The sequence below is a fragment of the Streptomyces olivochromogenes genome (genome assembly GCF_021538895.1).
Lineage (GTDB): Bacteria > Actinomycetota > Actinomycetes > Streptomycetales > Streptomycetaceae > Streptomyces > Streptomyces olivochromogenes_A.
In genome coordinates this window covers 88,925-104,232 of sequence record NZ_JADDRL010000014.1, presented here as the reverse complement: position 1 = coordinate 104,232, position 15,308 = coordinate 88,925, and the positions used below count along the sequence as shown (strand labels likewise).

At 69.0% G+C, this 15,308-nt stretch carries 17 protein-coding genes and 1 tRNA gene; 4 read left to right on the top strand and 14 right to left on the bottom strand.

The genetic code is table 11. The annotated features are described in order from the left end of the window. Positions 1-67 precede the first annotated feature (67 nt). The 7 genes from IPZ69_RS09700 to IPZ69_RS09670 all read right to left on the bottom strand — a co-directional run bounded on the left by IPZ69_RS09700 (position 68) and on the right by IPZ69_RS09670 (position 5,365). Positions 68-391 carry a TcmI family type II polyketide cyclase gene (locus IPZ69_RS09700; protein WP_235453621.1) on the bottom strand — a complete coding sequence of 108 codons (324 nt, stop codon included), beginning with the start codon at positions 389-391 and terminating at the stop codon, positions 68-70. A 22-nt stretch (positions 392-413) separates the two neighbouring features. Next, positions 414-893, bottom strand: a complete 480-nt coding sequence (locus IPZ69_RS09695; RefSeq protein WP_235453620.1) for an SRPBCC family protein — start codon at positions 891-893, stop codon at positions 414-416. A 2-nt stretch (positions 894-895) separates the two neighbouring features. Further along, positions 896-1,153 (bottom strand): acyl carrier protein, encoded by a 258-nt coding sequence (locus IPZ69_RS09690; RefSeq protein ID WP_235453619.1) that lies wholly within the window; start codon positions 1,151-1,153, stop codon positions 896-898. Positions 1,154-1,248: 95 nt separating this feature from the next. Continuing rightward, the gene (locus IPZ69_RS09685; protein ID WP_235453618.1) at positions 1,249-2,499 is read right to left on the bottom strand and encodes a ketosynthase chain-length factor; all 1,251 of its coding nucleotides are present in this window, start codon (positions 2,497-2,499) and stop codon (positions 1,249-1,251) included. 7 nt (positions 2,500-2,506) lie between these two features. Further along, complete coding sequence (locus IPZ69_RS09680) at positions 2,507-3,766, bottom strand: beta-ketoacyl-[acyl-carrier-protein] synthase family protein (RefSeq protein ID WP_235453617.1); 1,260 nt, start codon at positions 3,764-3,766, stop codon at positions 2,507-2,509. Beyond that, a complete protein-coding gene (locus IPZ69_RS09675) occupies positions 3,763-4,230 on the bottom strand; it encodes a cupin domain-containing protein (RefSeq protein WP_235453616.1) in 468 nt (155 codons plus the stop codon). Before IPZ69_RS09675 ends, IPZ69_RS09680 begins: the two co-directional genes overlap by 4 nt. Before the next feature lie 49 nt (positions 4,231-4,279). After that, positions 4,280-5,365 (bottom strand): SchA/CurD-like domain-containing protein, encoded by a 1,086-nt coding sequence (locus IPZ69_RS09670; protein ID WP_235453615.1) that lies wholly within the window; start codon positions 5,363-5,365, stop codon positions 4,280-4,282. A gap of 211 nt (positions 5,366-5,576) precedes the next feature. Here IPZ69_RS09670 and IPZ69_RS09665 point away from each other — a divergent pair, with 211 nt between their 5' ends. After that, positions 5,577-7,226, top strand: coding sequence for an FAD-dependent oxidoreductase (locus IPZ69_RS09665; RefSeq protein WP_235453614.1), 1,650 nt, complete (start codon positions 5,577-5,579; stop codon positions 7,224-7,226). Positions 7,227-7,737: 511 nt separating this feature from the next. Here IPZ69_RS09665 and IPZ69_RS09660 read toward each other — a convergent pair. From IPZ69_RS09660 to IPZ69_RS09650, 3 genes are read right to left on the bottom strand one after another with little or no spacing between them, the layout of a single operon-like run. After that, positions 7,738-8,529: an MBL fold metallo-hydrolase gene (locus tag IPZ69_RS09660; protein ID WP_235453613.1), complete on the bottom strand. Its 792-nt coding sequence runs from the start codon at positions 8,527-8,529 to the stop codon at positions 7,738-7,740. Positions 8,530-8,544: 15 nt separating this feature from the next. Next, positions 8,545-9,279, bottom strand: coding sequence for a hypothetical protein (locus tag IPZ69_RS09655; protein WP_235453612.1), 735 nt, complete (start codon positions 9,277-9,279; stop codon positions 8,545-8,547). Between the two features lie 11 nt (positions 9,280-9,290). Then, positions 9,291-10,151 (bottom strand): alpha/beta fold hydrolase, encoded by an 861-nt coding sequence (locus IPZ69_RS09650; RefSeq protein WP_235453611.1) that lies wholly within the window; start codon positions 10,149-10,151, stop codon positions 9,291-9,293. 154 nt (positions 10,152-10,305) lie between these two features. Here IPZ69_RS09650 and IPZ69_RS09645 point away from each other — a divergent pair, with 154 nt between their 5' ends. Further along, positions 10,306-10,914, top strand: coding sequence for a TetR/AcrR family transcriptional regulator (locus IPZ69_RS09645; protein ID WP_235453610.1), 609 nt, complete (start codon positions 10,306-10,308; stop codon positions 10,912-10,914). A gap of 283 nt (positions 10,915-11,197) precedes the next feature. Here the strand turns inward: IPZ69_RS09645 and IPZ69_RS09640 are convergent, their stop codons facing one another. From IPZ69_RS09640 to IPZ69_RS09630, 3 genes are all read right to left on the bottom strand, one after another. Further along, the gene (locus IPZ69_RS09640; protein WP_235453609.1) at positions 11,198-11,398 is read right to left on the bottom strand and encodes a hypothetical protein; all 201 of its coding nucleotides are present in this window, start codon (positions 11,396-11,398) and stop codon (positions 11,198-11,200) included. Continuing rightward, the gene (locus IPZ69_RS09635) at positions 11,395-11,613 is read right to left on the bottom strand and encodes a LexA family protein (RefSeq protein ID WP_235453608.1); all 219 of its coding nucleotides are present in this window, start codon (positions 11,611-11,613) and stop codon (positions 11,395-11,397) included. The genes IPZ69_RS09640 and IPZ69_RS09635 overlap by 4 nt, the downstream gene beginning before the upstream one ends. 283 nt (positions 11,614-11,896) lie before the next feature. Next, the gene (locus tag IPZ69_RS09630) at positions 11,897-12,466 is read right to left on the bottom strand and encodes a DUF4232 domain-containing protein (RefSeq protein WP_235453607.1); all 570 of its coding nucleotides are present in this window, start codon (positions 12,464-12,466) and stop codon (positions 11,897-11,899) included. Positions 12,467-13,189: 723 nt separating this feature from the next. On the opposite strand from IPZ69_RS09630, the gene IPZ69_RS09625 reads away from it, so the two are divergent. Together IPZ69_RS09625 and IPZ69_RS09620 are read left to right on the top strand one after the other, a co-directional pair. Further along, positions 13,190-13,387 (top strand): helix-turn-helix domain-containing protein, encoded by a 198-nt coding sequence (locus tag IPZ69_RS09625; RefSeq protein WP_235453606.1) that lies wholly within the window; start codon positions 13,190-13,192, stop codon positions 13,385-13,387. Continuing rightward, the gene (locus IPZ69_RS09620; RefSeq protein ID WP_235453605.1) at positions 13,387-14,526 is read left to right on the top strand and encodes a site-specific integrase; all 1,140 of its coding nucleotides are present in this window, start codon (positions 13,387-13,389) and stop codon (positions 14,524-14,526) included. The genes IPZ69_RS09625 and IPZ69_RS09620 overlap by 1 nt, the downstream gene beginning before the upstream one ends. Before the next feature lie 78 nt (positions 14,527-14,604). Here IPZ69_RS09620 and IPZ69_RS09615 read toward each other — a convergent pair. Further along, positions 14,605-14,669 (bottom strand) — tRNA-Ser (locus IPZ69_RS09615). Positions 14,670-15,308: the final 639 nt, after the last annotated feature.

Genomic DNA, 15,308 nt, shown 5'->3' with positions numbered 1-15,308 from the left:
CCACCGGTCGCCGTGCCCGCGACGCTGCGGGCCCGGCGACCGGTGCCGTGTACGAGAGCCGTACGGCTCAGTTGCGCTCCCAGAGGTAGAAACGCTGTGCCATCGCGTCCTTGGGGGACCTCCAGGTCTCGGGGTTGTACGCGCTGACGTACGCCGACAGCTTGTCGCTGATGGCCCGGAACTCGGGGTGTTCGGTCACCTTGGCGATGGCCGGGCCGGGCTCGCGCTCGGACTCGACGAGGTGCATGTAGACGTCGCCGAACTGGAAGAGGCTGCGCCGTACGACACCGACGAGGTGCGGCAGCTCTCCCCGGTCGGACTCCTCGAACACCTTGGCGATGTCCGGGGCGGATCCCGGGGCCATACGGGCGACGATCAGTGCCTGATGCATCGGGGTTCGTCCTCCGTCGGGGTCAGTCGGCCAGGGCCGGGGCGGGCCGGTGTCCGGCGGCGGCCTTCTCGATCTTGTCCCGGATGAGGGCCATCTGGACCTTGGAGTTCTTGTTGATGTTGTCGGTCATCCAGTCGTCGTCGACCGGGGCGTCCGGCTTCATCTCGAAGTCCTGCGTCCACACCATCCGGGTGCCGGAGGGCACTTCCTCGTACTGCCAGTGGATGTTCATGAAGGCGAAGGGCCCGGTCTCCACGCGGCGGGCCCGGACCGTGAGGGTGTCGCGGTCCGGCTCCCGCTCGGAGACCCAGCTCCACACGGTGCCGTTGTCGTCCGGGTGCATGGTCAGCCGGAACGTCGTCCTCTGGCCCTCCTGGGAGAGGACCTCGCAGGAGGCGTACTCGCTGAACAGCTGCGGCCACCTCTCCAGGTCGTTGGTCATGTCCCAGACGAGGTCCAGGGGTGCGGCGATGGTGATCTCGTTCTGCGTGTGTCCGGCCATGTTCAGGCTCCTGCCATGAGAGTGGTGTTGACGAGGGCGAGGAACTGCCGGGGCGTCTTGCAGCGCTCCGCGTCGGGCGGCATCAAGGTGCCGTGCCGGTTCTCCAGCTCGCCGACGATGCCGAGCAGGCCGAGCGAGTCGACGCCGAGCGCGTCGAACCCGGAGTCGGCACGCTGTTCCAGGTCCTGCGGGGCCACGGTGACCCCGGCGGCCTTCTTCATGAGCCCGGCGAGTTCTTCCACGGTGATCTGTGCGGACATGCGGTTCCTCTCCTTTGCTGCGGGGCTTCTTCGCCGCGTGGCCTCCGTGCTGCGAGACCTCGCCGCGAGGCGCCCCGCTACGAGCGGTGGATCTTTCAGGCTCGTTCGCCGGCGCCGTGCCGCAGCACGAGCGCCGAGTTCGACCCCATGAGTCCCCGGCTGAGCACCAGTGCCGTGCGCAGTTCGGCGGCTCGGGCACGGCCGGTCACGAGGTCCAGGTCGTGACAGACGTCGAAGACGTTGGGGGTGGGTGGGATCAGGCCGTGCTCCATCGCGAGCACCGCCGCCGCGGTGTCCAGCACGGGCGCCGCGCAGTAGCCCCGGCCCGTGCCGGTCTTCGGCGCGGTGACGGGCACCCGCCTGCCGTGCCCGCCCAGGGCGTCGGCGATGGCCAGCGCCTCGGCGCGGTCCGCCGCCGGTACACCGAGCGCGTCGGCGAACACGACGTCGACCTCCTCGGGAGCGCAGCCGGCCTCGTCCAGGGCCCCGCGGATCGCGTGGGCGAGCCCCTCCCGGGACTCCGCCCAGCGGGAGGCGCCGGTGAAGGTCGCCGCGTGTCCCGCGATGAGCGCCCGCACGTCCACGCCCCGCTCCCGGGCCACCTCCGCGGCCTCCACGACGAGCATGGCGCCGCCCTCGGCCGGCACGAACCCGCAGGCCGCGTCGGTGAACGGACGGTAGGCACGGGTCGGGTCCTCGACGGTGCTGAGCTCCTCGTAACCGAGCTGGCACACCATCGAGTACGGGGCGAGCGGCGCCTCGGTGGAGCCGGCCACGATCGCGTCGGTGCCCCGCTCCACCGCCCGCGCCGCATGGGCGAGGGCGTCCAGACCACCGGCCTCGTCGGCGGCGACGACGGAACAGGGCCCCTTGAAGCCGCGGCGGATGGAGATCTGGCCGGTGCTGGCGGCGTAGAACCAGGCGATGGACTGGTACGGGCCGACGAACCGGCTGCCCTTGCCCCACAGCTGCTGGAGTTCGCGCTGGCCGAACTCGCCGCCGCCGGAACCGGCCGCGGTGACCACGCCGATGGAGAACGGCGCCTCGGAGGTGTCGGCCTGCCCGAGGCGGGCGTCGTCCAGGGCGAGGTCGGCCGCGGCCATCGCGTAGTGCGTGAACCGGTCGGTCTGGACGAGGTAGCGCTCCTCGACCGCCGCCGCCGGGTCGAAGTCGCGGACCTCGCCGGCCACCTTGAGGGGCAGGTGCTCGCAGCCCTCCCGGGTGATCCGGTCGAGGACGCTCAGCCCTTGCTGGGTGGCCTTCCAGAAGGTGTCGGTGCTGGTTCCGTTGGGCGCGACCACACCGATTCCGGTGACGGCCGCGCGCCGTTCATGCGGTGCGCTCATCGTGTCCTCACTCCCTCGGCCGGGTCAGGATCACCGCGGACTGGAAACCACCGAAGCCGCTGCCCACGGACAGGACGCTGGTGAGCTTCCGTTCGCGGGCGACGCGCGGGACGTAGTCCAGGTCGCACTCGGGGTCGGGGGTCTCGTAGTTCGCGGTCGGTGGTACGACCTGGTTGGCCAGGGCCAGCACGCAGGCGACGACCTCGATGGCGCCGATCGCGCCGAGGGAGTGACCCACCATGGACTTGATGGAGCTCATGGGGATGTCGTAGGCGTGCTGTCCGAGCGCCCGCTTCACGGCCGCCGTCTCGTGACGGTCGTTCTGCCGGGTGCCCGAGCCATGCGCGTTGACGTAGTCGATCGCCGATCCGTCGAGCCGGGAGTGGTCAAGGGCGACCTCTATCGCCCGGGCCATCTCCAGACCCTCGCTGGTCAGACCGGTCATGTGATAGGCGTTGCCGAAGGTGGCGTAGCCGCTGAGCTCGCAGTACACGTGCGCGCCGCGGGCCCGCGCGTGTTCCAGCTCCTCCAGGACCAGCACCGCGCCGCCCTCGCCCATGACGAACCCGTCACGGTTGTTGTCGAAGGGCCGGGAGGCGTGTGCGGGGTCGTCGTTGTTGGGGGACGTGGCCTTGATGGCGTCGAAGCAGGCCATCGTGATCGGGGAGATCGGCGAGTCCGAGGCGCCGGCTATGCAGATGTCGGCCCGGCCCTCCTCGACGGTGTGGAAGGCGTATCCCACCGCGTCCAGACCCGAGGTGCAGCCCGTGGAGACGGTCTGCACCGGACCCTGAGCGCGGAAACGTTCCGCCACCGCGGAGGCGAGCGTGCTGGGCGAGAACGCCCGGTGCAGCTGCGGCTCGGCCTCCCGGTGGTCCACGTCCCAGCGCTCCCCTCGGTGGCTGACCAGGACGTAGTCGTGCTCCAGACGGGTGGTGCCGCCCACCGCGGTCCCCAGTGACACCCCGACCCGCCAGGGGTTCTCCCGGTCCAGGTCGAGACCGGAGTCCCGGACGGCCTCCTCCCCGGCGACCAGGGCGAACTGGATGTACCGGTCCGCCCGTTCGATCTGCTCGGCGTCCAGGCCGTGCTCCGCCGGGTCGAAGTCGCACTCGGCGGCTATCCGCGAACGCAGGCCTGTCGGGTCGAAGAACGTGATGCCTCGCGTCGCGGTTCGGCCGTTGGAGAGCAGATTCCAGAACGCCGGTACGCCGATCCCGCCCGGAGCCACGATGCCTATGCCGGTGACCGCCACGCGCCGGGTCATGAACGGACCTGACCTCGGTCGGCCGTGCGGACGGCGCCCGCCTCGGCTGGCTCGGCGGTGACGGCGGCGGCGACGGGCTCCGTGCCCTCGGTGTCGACATGGCCCAGCTGCGGCCGCGGGGCCAGCGGGCCCAGGTGGAAGACCATGCGCGCCTCCACGTTGCCGACGTTGCGGAACCGGTGCCGCATGTAGGCGGGGATCATCAGTGCCTGCTCCGGCCGCAGCGGGTGGGGTTCGCCGTCCAGATCCACCTCCAGCTCGCCGCAGGTGACGTACACGAACTCCTCGGAGTACGGGTGGTAGTGCTCGCCGATGCGGTCGCCGGGCTGGATGAGGGCCACTCCCATGAAACCGCTGGTGGAACCCACCGTGGCCGGAGTGAGCATGGCGCGCAGATCGCCGCCGCGCTTGACGTTGGGCTCGACCTCGCTGAGGTCCACGATTCTGGGACGGGGTTTGATCACGACGTTCCTCCGATGGATGTGCTGAGTCGGCGTGGGAGTGGGCCGCCGGTCAGGCGTCCGGCGAGTGACGGTCGGTGATGAGCTCCATGCGGACGGCCTCGCCGTCGAGGAGCTTCTTCAGCTCCGCGGCCTGCCCGGCCTTCGGCAGGACGGACCCGGCGTCACGGTCGCCGCGCACGTCGATCAGCCGCACCACGACGTCGTCGCGCTGGAAGATCGTGCTGCGCAGGACCGGGCTCTGCGGGTCCTCCGCCGCCGCCTCGTCGTGCTGGGCGAGCAGCTCGGCCAGCTTCATCCCGCGGCCGGACTTCGCCGGGTAGTACAGCGCGTGCCGCTCACCCTCGGGCAGCTGGTCGGCCGTCACGTGATGCACGGCCGGCAGCGCCGCCCGGGTGAAGAACACCCGCGCCGACTCCTGGTTGTTGAGGTCCCGATCCTGCTCCAGGTACGGGTTGATGGCCTCCTCGACGGCCCGCACCTCGGGCTGCCGGGCCACGTGCCGCAGCGCCGCGAGCAGGTCGCCGCGCACCTCGATGGCCCGCACGACCCGGTTGCCGTGCATGAACAGCGAGGTCCGGCACAGCCGCGTGGTGTCGTCGACCCGCGCCTCGGGCGAGGCATAGTCCGCGAGGATCTTCGCGACCTGCGGCTCGCTGCCCGGCTTGACCGTGAAGGTCAGCGCGTGCCGGAGCACACCGTCGCCGATCCGCGGGGAGGTCTGCAGCCGGCGCTTGTCCGCCTTGGGACCGGCCGCCGCGCCACCGGTCTCCCGGACGACGTGGAAGCGCAGCGAGCGGGTGTCGCGGACGCAGCTGTGCAGCGGCTCCACCATCCGCACGTGCTCCTCGCTGTTCACCCAGGCGAGGAAGGGCGGGGCACTCTCCCATTCGCTCGTGATGAGCCATTGGGATGGATTCTCGATGGACTGGCAGAGTTGGTCGCTGACATGTCCGGGCACGGACGCAACCTGATTGCACAGTTGCTCGTAGGCCTCCAGGAACTGCTGCTGGGCTCCGTCGTACACGTCGACCAGCAGGACGACCCGGAGCCGGGAACCGTCGAACACGGACTGGGAGACCCGCTTCGACACCTGTCGGGTCAGCGTTTCTGAAACACGTTCAGACGTTGTGGTCATCCTGCGCACATCTCCTTCGCGGGGCAGAGGCGGACGCCGGCCGCTGGTGACGCGACGTCAGCGTTCCTTGATCCTGTGCCGGTCCCCAGGAGTGCGCGACTCGTATGAACCACGTGGGTGATTGGGCACGCCGAGGCGCTCCCCCAAGGCCGCAAAGGGCATGGAAAGTCACAGGCGCCCCACACCCGCACCCCTGCCTCTGGAGGCTTCGATGCACCACAAAGCCGACCACCGGGTACCCGTCCTCATCGTGGGCGGCTCTCTGGTGGGCCTGTCCATGTCCCTTTTCCTGGGCCGTCTCGGTGTGCGGCACATGCTCGTCGAGCGGCACTCGGGGACCTCGCATCACCCGCGCGGACGCGGCAACAACGTCCGGACGATGGAACTCTTCCGGGTGGCCGGCGTAGAGCCGGACATCCACACGGCGGCCTCCCTGCTCGCCGAGAACCACGGCATCCTGCAGACCCCGACGCTGGTCGGGGACGCGGGCGAGTGGCTGTTCAAGCACATCGACCCGGGCGGCGGGCTGGCCAGGTTCAGCCCGACCGGATGGTGCCTGTGCAGCCAGAACGACCTGGAGCCGGTCCTGCTGGACGGCGCCCGCACCCTCGGCGGCGACCTCAGGTACTTCCACGAGATGGAGTCCTTCGAGCAGGACGCCGAAGGGGTGACAGCAGTCGTCCGGGACCGCAACACCGAGGAGCGCTACACCGTCCGGGCGGACTACCTCGTCGCGGCGGACGGCCCCCGCAGCCCGGTCCGGGGCCGGCTCGGCATCGGACAGGCCGGGCCCGGCGAGCTCTTCGCCAACGTCAGCGTCACCTTCCGCTCCAAGCTGCTCGCCGACGTGGTCGGGGACCGACGCTTCATCTGCTGCTACCTCACCGACCCCGAGGCCGACGGCGCCCTGCTCCCCGTCGACAACAAGGAGCGCTGGGTCTTCCACGCCCCCTGGCACCCGGAGCTCGGCGAGACGCTGGACGAGTTCACCGAGGACCGGCTCGCCCGGCACATCCGCCGCGCGGTCGGCTCACCCGACATCGACGTGGAGATCACCGGCAAGGCGTCCTGGCGGGCCGCCGAGCGCGTCGCCGACCGGTACCTGGACGGCAGGGTGTTCCTCGCCGGGGACTCCGCGCACGAGATGTCACCGACCGGCGCCTTCGGCTCCAACACCGGCATCCAGGACGCGCACAACCTCGCCTGGAAGCTCGCCGCCGTCCTCGACGGCTGGGCCGGCCCCGGCCTGCTGGAGACGTACGACACCGAGCGCCGCCCGGTGGCCCTGGCGACCAGCGCCCGCGCCTCCGCCCGCTCCGTGGAGCACAGCCACCCCGGCTTCGCGCCCGCGCCCGGCGTCGGCGCCGGCCGGCGCGGCGGCATCCTCAACGTCGTCCTCGGCTACCGCTACCCGGCGGGGGCCGTCATCGGCGCCGACCCGGACCAGCCGGTGGTGCCCGACGGAATGGACCTGACCGGACAGCCCGGCACCCGGGCCCCCCACATGTGGCTGCGCCGCGACGGCCGGAAGCTGTCGACCATCGACCTCTACGAGAGCTCCCTGGTCCTGCTCAGCGACGCCCCGGACGACGCCGGCTGGCACGACGCCGCCCGCCGCATCGCCGTCCGCGACGGGGTACGCCTCGACGCGTACCGCGTCGGCCAGGGCCCCGACGCCGACCTCACCTACGCCACCTACGCCACCGAGGACGCCGACTGGGCCCGGCTGCACGGCACCACCCCCGACGGCGCGGTCCTGGTCCGCCCCGACGGCTACGTGGCCTGGCGCACCAACGCCGCGTCCCCGGACCCGGAGGCAACCCTGCGCGAGACCCTGCGCACCCTCCTGCACCGGGGCTGAGCACCAGCACCGACGCGGCGCCGAGCGCCCGCACCAACGGCGAAGGCCACCCGCACACCGTCCGGTGCGGGTGGCCTTCGCCGTACAGAGCCCCCTGTCGGATTCGAACCGACGACCTTCGCTTTACAAGTTCGCCCCGTCGGCTCAGCGATCAGGGATTTGCCAACCTGGCCTAGCCTGCGACATCCGCGTCCGCTCCTGTGGATGCGGCAACGTGCACCGCTGTTGCCGTCAACGGTTGCCGTCAGTTGCCGCGCTCAGCGACTGCCAGCTCTTAGGGAGCGTTCTGGTGGCGCTGAAACGGCGCGAGGAGGCGCCCGAGTCCAACCTCGGGGACCTCCCCACGCAGGGCAGCGGCTGTCACCCGTCGCGTTCTTTCTCCTGCGGTAGTTCCCTGCTGTCGTTCGACATTACTAACCAGCCGAGGGCCACCTGCACGTACGGTTACGGCGGTTACCGGAGCGGGCGATCAGGTTCGAGGGACCATTTTCCCCTGCGGTTGAAGATCAAGCTAGGCGAACAGGAAGTAGTTCTGCACAGGCTGCATGGCAGTGCCGGTGTGGTTGGGATACGCGCTGATCAGGCGGCGGTTGAGATCGGCGGGACCGTCGGCGGCGCCCACGGCGTCGCGGGCCACGGTGAGGTAGGCGCGGGTGGCCGCGTAGAGGCCGCGGTCACCGGGGAGTCCGTGGCCGGGTAGGACGACCTCGTACGGACGGGCCTCGAGTGCGTCGAGGGCCTCGATCCAGGCGTCGAATTTCTTCTCACCGAGGAAGGCGTGAACCCCGTTGAAGACCACGTCCTGGGCGATCAGGATCGCGTCGTCGGGGAGGCCGATCGTGAGCTGGTCACCGGCCTCGGCGTGGCTCACGGGCTCGAAGCTGAAGCGAACCCCGTCGATGATCTCCTCTCCTGCCTCGACCGCGAAGCCGATGTGAGGAGAGGACGTCTCGATGTCCGGGTGACCGGTCATCAGGTACGCACCCTGCAAATGCGCTGCGCCGAACTCGTTGACGGTCTGGCGCACCGGTGCCAGGGCGTAGGCGGGGGCGTTGATGAGGGAGATGCCGGCGTAGTGGTCGGGGTGGGCGTGGCTCACGTAGAGCCGGGCGATCGGCTTGCCCAGGTCCGCGGCGTAGGCGAGGAGTTCGCCGGTGAGCGCGGGGAGCAGCGGGGTGTCGACGAGGACGAGCTGGCCGGGCAGCTCTATCAGATGGCTCGACGCGCGCCACCCGCTCTCGGGGGCGGTGTAGGTGTGGACGGTGACCGCGTCGGTCTTGGTGGTCGTGATGGTGCCGAGCATGAGTGGTCCGTTCCCCTAGCTGATCGTGATGTCGTGGATGTCGATGGCGATCGCGCTGCCCCCGGGACCGGGAAGGCCGCGGTTGGGCGTGCCGTCGACGTTGCGGGGGTGGACGAGGCGTCGGGTCGGGAAGGCCAGGCCGCCGAAGGTCCGGTACTCGTCGGTGTAGTGGGCGACCGGGACGCCGGCGTTGACGTCGACGTTGTAGTCGAGGCGGCGCAGCAGGCTGTCCTCGCTGAAGTGGAAGACCTGCTCGCGGGTGTGGGTGGCGATGGTGTCCGGGAACGTGACGTGCAGGCGGCGCCAGGTGGCGCCGTCCTCCTCGCAGGGCTCGATCTCACGGGTGCGCACACCAGGCAGGGTGAACAGGTACGGGGTGGTGAGGTAGTTCCACATTGCGTACCCGAGGAAGTAGCCGACCTGCAGTGCGGTCCAGGGCGAGTACGGGTCGTAGCCGGCGTATGAGGGGCGTGGCTCGGACAGGTCGGCGACCGTTCCGCCGTCGGCTGTCCGCAGCACGACCCGGTCGGGGGTGTAGATGAGGCTCTGCCCGGGTTCGAGCCACGGGGTGAAGACGGCATGCTGCCGGTGGAGGTCGATCTCCAGGGTCTCCTTGAGGAACGCGTCCTTGAAGCCGCGCATCTCCCAGAACGGACCGTCGATCGTGAGCCGGGCGGTGAGCGTCCTGACGCTCGACCAGCGGTCGAGGCCGCCGTGCGCGTCCAGCACGGAATTCAGTAGGTCATTCATGTCCGGTCCTTTCAGGTGAATGCGACGTCGGTGCCGAGGAAGCGATCGACGTGGTGCACGAAGAGCTCGGGATACTGGAAAAGGGAGCCGTGTCCGGAGTCGGGATAGACGATCAGTTCGGCGTTCGGAAGATGCTGCGCCATGATGTAGGAATTGACCGTGGGCGCCATGATGTCGCGACTTCCGTTCACCACGAGGGCCGGCTGGGTGATCCGTCCGAGCTCGGCGTACCGCTCACCGCGCTGCTGGTTCCACTCCACGATGGCGGCGAGCTGGGCCTTCATCGTCTGCTGCGAGGTGGGCGGGTCGACGTCGACGACCCGCTGGTGTCGGCGTTCCCAGAACGCCCTGCCCGCTGCCTGACCGGCCGGTGAGGGCCCGAAGAACAGGTAGAGGAAGTCCTCCAGGGTCGGCACCTCGTGCCGGGTGGCGACCTCGATGATGTCGGGGTGGGTCCCCTCGTCCTCACCCGCGCGCGGCTTGGCTCCGACGATGACGAGCCTGCGGACCAGAGCGGGGTGGCGGAGTGCCAGAGCCTGGGCGACGCCGCCGCCGATCGACAACCCGAGGACGTCGACCAGAGGCAGACCGAGCGCGCGAACGAACTCGGCGGCATGGTCGGCGAGCGCCTCCAGAGTGTCCGGTGTCTCGCCGCTGGAACCGGCCACACCCGCGTTGTCGAAGAGGATGACCGGCCGGTTCGCGGCCAGGCCGTCGGTGACCAGCGGATCCCAGTGATCCATTCCCCCACGGAAATGCTGCAGGAAAATCAGGGGTGTGCCGCTCTCCGGACCAAAGCTGCGATAAGCGAAGCGAATTCCGCCCGCGGCCACATATTGCGTGGGTGCGGTGACATGCGAATACTGCGACATGCTGATTCCCGTCTTGCGTACGATTGGAAACCGATCGGTACCCAGGAGGTTAGCATCACAGGAAACAGATCGGTACCCCATCTGTGAACGTGGCGTGAGTCACAACCCTCATGGCCGGAGATCGAAAAAGTAGAACGAGCAGTATCCTGTACGAGTGAATGCGCAAGGACGATCACAGACCGACGTCTCCGCGGCCGCCCAGGTGAGCCCGCGGGAGCGGATCCTCGCGACAGCGGCCGCCCTGTTCTACCGGCGCGGCATCCAGGCCACCGGCATTGACGAGCTCGCCGAAGTCGCGGGCGTATCGAAGCGGACGCTCTACAAACTGTTCGGCAGCAAAGACGAACTGGTCGCCGCCTACCTGGAGCGGATGGACGAGGACGCCGTCCCCAGCGAGCGCCCCCTACAGTGTCTGGATCTGCCACCGCGTGACCGGCTGCTCGCGCTGTTCGACCGGCCTCCTGCCGACGCGATCTTCCGCGGCTGCCCGTTCCACAATGCCGCCGTCGAACTCGCCGGGTCCGCCCACCCGGCCCACCCGGTGATCCACGCCCACAAGCACGCCGTCCTGGACACGATCATCGACGCCGCCCGCGAGGCAGGGGCCGACGACCCCGAGGCGCTGGGCCACCAGCTCTTCGTGCTTTTCGAAGGGGCTACCGCACTGGCCACCTCGATCGACAGCACCGAGTCTTTCGACTACGCGCGCCCGGTCGCCGTAGCCCTGATCGATCAGACGGTCCCCGTTGTGGACGCGGCCTGAAGTGCTGCTGGACTTGGTGCACGTCGCGGAGAATTGCTGGATTCCTCGCCGGGACGGGCCTCGCTCTCGACAGACCGGACGGACCCTAATACGCCGAAGTCAGTAAGGACTTGGCGCAGCACCGCGGCGATGTGTGGACGCCGCCTGCAACACCACGACGTGACCGGACCCGCAGCCACGCGCCGCCCTCCGATGATCGGCCTCCACCTCGGGCCGCCAGGGGGCACGGTCCGCCAGCGGTGGGGGCGGGTACCCCAAGATCGATGCCAGACCGGCAGGCGGGCTACGACTCGTCGGACCAGTTGGCCAACGCCGCGCCGGACTCCTCATCCGTGAGGGTAATGCGCGCACCGGGCATGCCGCCTCGCTCGCCGATCCATGACGCCCACTTGCGCCGGGCGGTCGCCTCGTTGCCCCACCAGCCATGCATCATCGGCCGGCCGCCGCAGGTCAGACTCAAGTGGTAGCGCTGCGGGTCCCTCACGCGAGGCGGATCCCACGATGCCGGCCGGGCTCCCGAATGATCGCCGCCTTCGCTTCGAGTTCGCCGAGCTGGTAGTGCACGGAAGCCCGGCTGCGCATACCGACGGCCGCGCCGATCTCCGCGGCCGTCGGCGCTTCGCCGGTCTCGGCGATGGATCGGCGGATGTAAGCCAGGATGCGCTCCTGGGTGTCGGTCAGGTGGTCTACTCGACGCATGACCAAATTAGAGCGCGTGTTCGAATTTTGAGGCAACCCGACGCGCGGGCCTGACTGGGTCCTGGGTCTCACTGTCTCGTGCCACTGGATCTTGACCGTTTGCCATCGGACTTTGACGGACGCGAGTTTGTGTCATCGGAGTTTGATCACCGCAGGTCAGCGACTCAACGCGCCGAAGGTGCGCTGAGTCGCTGACCTGCACTTATGTGCAGTGCCTCGTAAACGGGTAGGTCAGAGCGTTGCGATCGTCGTGCAGGCTGCTCGATTTGTGGGGACGGTGGGGTCAGGAAGGCTTGACCGCCGAGACCGGGGTGACGGTCACCTTGTTGTCGCACTCGGCCCACCATCCGTCGTTCAGGGCGACCTGGTGCTTCCCGGAGTGCGGCAGCCCGATGACCATCGTCGGATACGTCACCGGGTCCTTGCCCGACACGCAGTAGCCGTCGGCCTCCCCCTGGACCTGGACGAAGGTCAGCTTCACCCACGCCTTGCCGTGCGGCCGGACCGTCACGGTGGCCGCCCTGCCGGTGGGGGTGACCTTGAGCGGGGTGTTGTGGGCGGGGGAGCCGTTGCCGGCGCCCGCGACCGTCGGATGGCCCTTCAGGACGCACGTCCTCCGGGAGACGTTGGTGAACTGCACGACCGCCGCCCCGGTCCCGGTCCCGACGGGCCGGTGGACGGCCTGCCAGGCGCTGACCTGGAGGGCGGAGGCCGGGCAGGCGGGCGGCGGGGTGGAGGTGGTGGCGCTCGCTGCCATGGCGGTGCCGGGCAGGATGCCGGTCACCGCCGCCGCGACGGCCGTGACCGCCGTCGTCGCCAGAGCCGCCCTGCGAATGCCGTTGCTGTGACGCATGCTGTCGTCCCCCTGAGTCGTCTCGTCCGCGGGTTTCGGTCGTCGGTTGTTGCCCCGCGGTACGCGTGGTCGTGGTGCGTGAGTGCAGATAGGGCGGGAGAGCGGCAGGGTTCCGTGCGGCGACTACTTGTGACGGAACGGTGACGACAGGCTGCACCCGTGCAGATGGCCGTCAGGGCAGACAGAAGCACCTCCAGCGCGCCGCCGAGCGGGCCGTGGAAGTCCATCAACCCACCCCCCTCACTCCCGTCGTGCCCGTCGCCACGCCGCTCGTCCCCGTCCAGCCGGGCAGCGTCCCGGCGGTGGCGAGCGTGGTCCTGCCCGACGGGCGGGTCGTCACCGGCTATGCCATCAACCCCGTGCAGCCCGAACCGGTCGCGGCCAAGCGGGCCGTCTCCCGTACGGCGGTGAACATCGCGCTCGGCGGCATCGGGTTCGACCCCGAGCCGCCTCGGGCGAGCGGGTCGCCACCTACCACGGCATCACCCTCACCGGTTGAGCCCACATTCCGCCGGGTCGCGGCCCATCGCGACCCACCACTCCTGACCTGCAGTTTCTCCAAACCTCATCGCGGCCCATCGCGGCCCGCCCCTGAACGCAGTGGGCCGCGATGGGCTGCACAAGGACGCCGCAACACCACAGGTCACAGGCTTGGGCCGCGATGGGCCGCGACCCACAGCAATGTGGCGCCAACTCACCCTCACCCCTTCACGGAGGTTCGACGTGCCCACGGCCGTTCCCGAAACCCCCGAAGCATTCATGGTTTCCGAGGTCATGACGGCACTGCGTCTGAGCCGCAGCAAGTTCTACGACCTCATTCGCTCAAAGGAACTCCCGAGTTTCACGGTCGGCCGATCCCGCCGCATCCCGGTCGATTCCGTCCGCGCGTACATGCGCGATCGAATGGAGGAAGCTGCCTGATGGCATCCCGCAAGAGGAATCCGAACGGCGCCGGCAGCATCTGGCAGCGCACGGATGGACGCTTTGAGGGCCGCGTCTACGTCCCGCAGCCTGACGGCACCCGCAAGCGGAAGACCGTCTACGGCGCCACCTGGGAGGAGTGCGACGAGAAGCGTCAGGAACTCGTTCGCCGCGACCGTCAGGGAATCCCGACGCCCACTCGTTCGGCGAAGCTCTCCGAGTGGTTGCCGTACTGGCTGGAAGAGCACATCTGGCCCAACCGGAAACGCACGACGTACGTGAAGTACGAGATGCACGTCCGGCTGTACCTCGTACCGCTGCTGGGTAGCCGACGGCTGGAATCGCTCACCACGGCGAACGTCCGGCGGATGCTCTCGGAAGTCACCGCGCAGGCATCAGCGGCGACCGCGAAGGAATCGCACCGTGTGCTGCGTACAGCTCTGACGGCCGCCTGCCGCGAGGAACTCATCAGCCGCAACGTGGTGCAGTTAGTCCCCGCTCCCCAGGTCGAGCCGCGCGAGCTGCGCCCGTGGTCGCTGGACGAGACCCTGACGTTTCTCGAAGCGGCACGGACCGACCCGCTGTATACGGCGTTCGTCCTCGCCGTGGCGCTCGGCCTGCGGCGCGGGGAGATCCTGGGATTGCAGTGGAAGGACGTCGACCTTGACCGGCGCATCCTCACGGTGCGGACCACGCTGAACCGTGGCGGCAAAGAGCTGTATCTCGACACCACGAAGAACCGGCGAGCGCGGGTGATCCCGATCCCGTCCATGTGCGTCGCACCGCTCCGATGGCAACGTCTGCGGCAGGCTGACCGGCGCGAGTCCGCCGGCGCGGACTGGCACGACAGCGACCACGTCTTCACCACCCGGAGCGGTCGGCCGATCGAGCCGCGGAACCTGTACTGCTCGTTCCTGCGGATCGCGTCGTCAGCGGAGCTCCCGAAAGTCCGGCTGCACGACACCCGCCACGGATGCGCCTCGCTGCTCTTCGCGGCGGGCGTCGCGCCCCGGACCGTGATGGAGATCCTCGGGCACTCACAGATCGCGGTGACGATGAACGTCTACACGCACGTGAGCGACGGCGACCGGCGGGAAGCCATGGGACACATGGATCGCCTGCTCAGGCGGCGCCGTTAGAGGGAACTGCCGTCAAGAACTACCGTCAACGCCCTCACGATCACGGATCGTGAGGGCGTTGTCCCAGGTTGTGGGTAGAGCCCCCTGTCGGATTCGAACCGACGACCTTCGCTTTACAAGTTCGACAGCAAGCTGTCGTTGGCGGCGTGGGCTGGCCCGATTGTGGCCGGACAGGAGCGCTCGTGTACGCCCCCGTCCGGCCTCGTTGATGTCAGCCGTGGATGTCAGTGGCTTTCTGATCCGTAGCTCTATGTAGATCGGTCATGCTCGGCCATTACGGTCGCTCTCGGGCTGCTACGCGCCGTCAGTGGTCGCCGCTGGTTGCTGTGGTTGCGGTACTCCTCTGCTGTACGACATGCGTCCGATGGCAAACTGCGCAGTGTGACCACACTGCCTCGGATCGGCTCCATCTGGGCTCGGCGCTACCCGGGCTACCCGCAGCATGACTTCGACTTCCGGGTTACGGGAGTGTTCACCCGAGACGGTGTCACCTACGTCGAGGTCGAAGAGCTCGAGAGTGGCTCACCCCGTAGGGGGTTGCTTGAGTACATGTTCGATCACGCGGAGCCTGTCAGTAATGAAGACCTCCGAGGTGAGCAGACGCCGTGATCAGTCTTGAAAACCGTCGTGGCGCGAGTCACCGTGGGTTCAAATCCCACACCCACCGCCAGCAGAAACGGACCCTGACCAGGTAAATCGGTCGGGGTCCGTTCTCATGCCCAGTGTCCGCCAGCGCCCGTGACTCCCCGCTGTTTCCCGACTCAACGGGCACGGGAAGGGCA

What these genes read in the sequence shown, in the direction of transcription:
- IPZ69_RS09660 (WP_235453613.1), bottom strand. Translation starts at nt 8,529, where the DNA reads ATGCTCGGCACCATCACGACCACCAAGACCGACGCGGTCACCGTCCAC.
- IPZ69_RS09650 (WP_235453611.1), bottom strand. Translation starts at nt 10,151, where the DNA reads ATGTCGCAGTATTCGCATGTCACCGCACCCACGCAATATGTGGCCGCG.
- IPZ69_RS09700 (WP_235453621.1), bottom strand. Translation starts at nt 391, where the DNA reads ATGCATCAGGCACTGATCGTCGCCCGTATGGCCCCGGGATCCGCCCCG.
- IPZ69_RS09655 (WP_235453612.1), bottom strand. Translation starts at nt 9,279, where the DNA reads ATGAATGACCTACTGAATTCCGTGCTGGACGCGCACGGCGGCCTCGAC.
- IPZ69_RS09680 (WP_235453617.1), bottom strand. Translation starts at nt 3,766, where the DNA reads ATGACCCGGCGCGTGGCGGTCACCGGCATAGGCATCGTGGCTCCGGGC.
- IPZ69_RS09665 (WP_235453614.1), top strand. Translation starts at nt 5,577, where the DNA reads ATGCACCACAAAGCCGACCACCGGGTACCCGTCCTCATCGTGGGCGGC.
- IPZ69_RS09635 (WP_235453608.1), bottom strand. Translation starts at nt 11,613, where the DNA reads ATGCGTCGAGTAGACCACCTGACCGACACCCAGGAGCGCATCCTGGCT.
- IPZ69_RS09690 (WP_235453619.1), bottom strand. Translation starts at nt 1,153, where the DNA reads ATGTCCGCACAGATCACCGTGGAAGAACTCGCCGGGCTCATGAAGAAG.
- IPZ69_RS09620 (WP_235453605.1), top strand. Translation starts at nt 13,387, where the DNA reads ATGGCATCCCGCAAGAGGAATCCGAACGGCGCCGGCAGCATCTGGCAG.
- IPZ69_RS09695 (WP_235453620.1), bottom strand. Translation starts at nt 893, where the DNA reads ATGGCCGGACACACGCAGAACGAGATCACCATCGCCGCACCCCTGGAC.
- IPZ69_RS09670 (WP_235453615.1), bottom strand. Translation starts at nt 5,365, where the DNA reads ATGACCACAACGTCTGAACGTGTTTCAGAAACGCTGACCCGACAGGTG.
- IPZ69_RS09685 (WP_235453618.1), bottom strand. Translation starts at nt 2,499, where the DNA reads ATGAGCGCACCGCATGAACGGCGCGCGGCCGTCACCGGAATCGGTGTG.
- IPZ69_RS09630 (WP_235453607.1), bottom strand. Translation starts at nt 12,466, where the DNA reads ATGCGTCACAGCAACGGCATTCGCAGGGCGGCTCTGGCGACGACGGCG.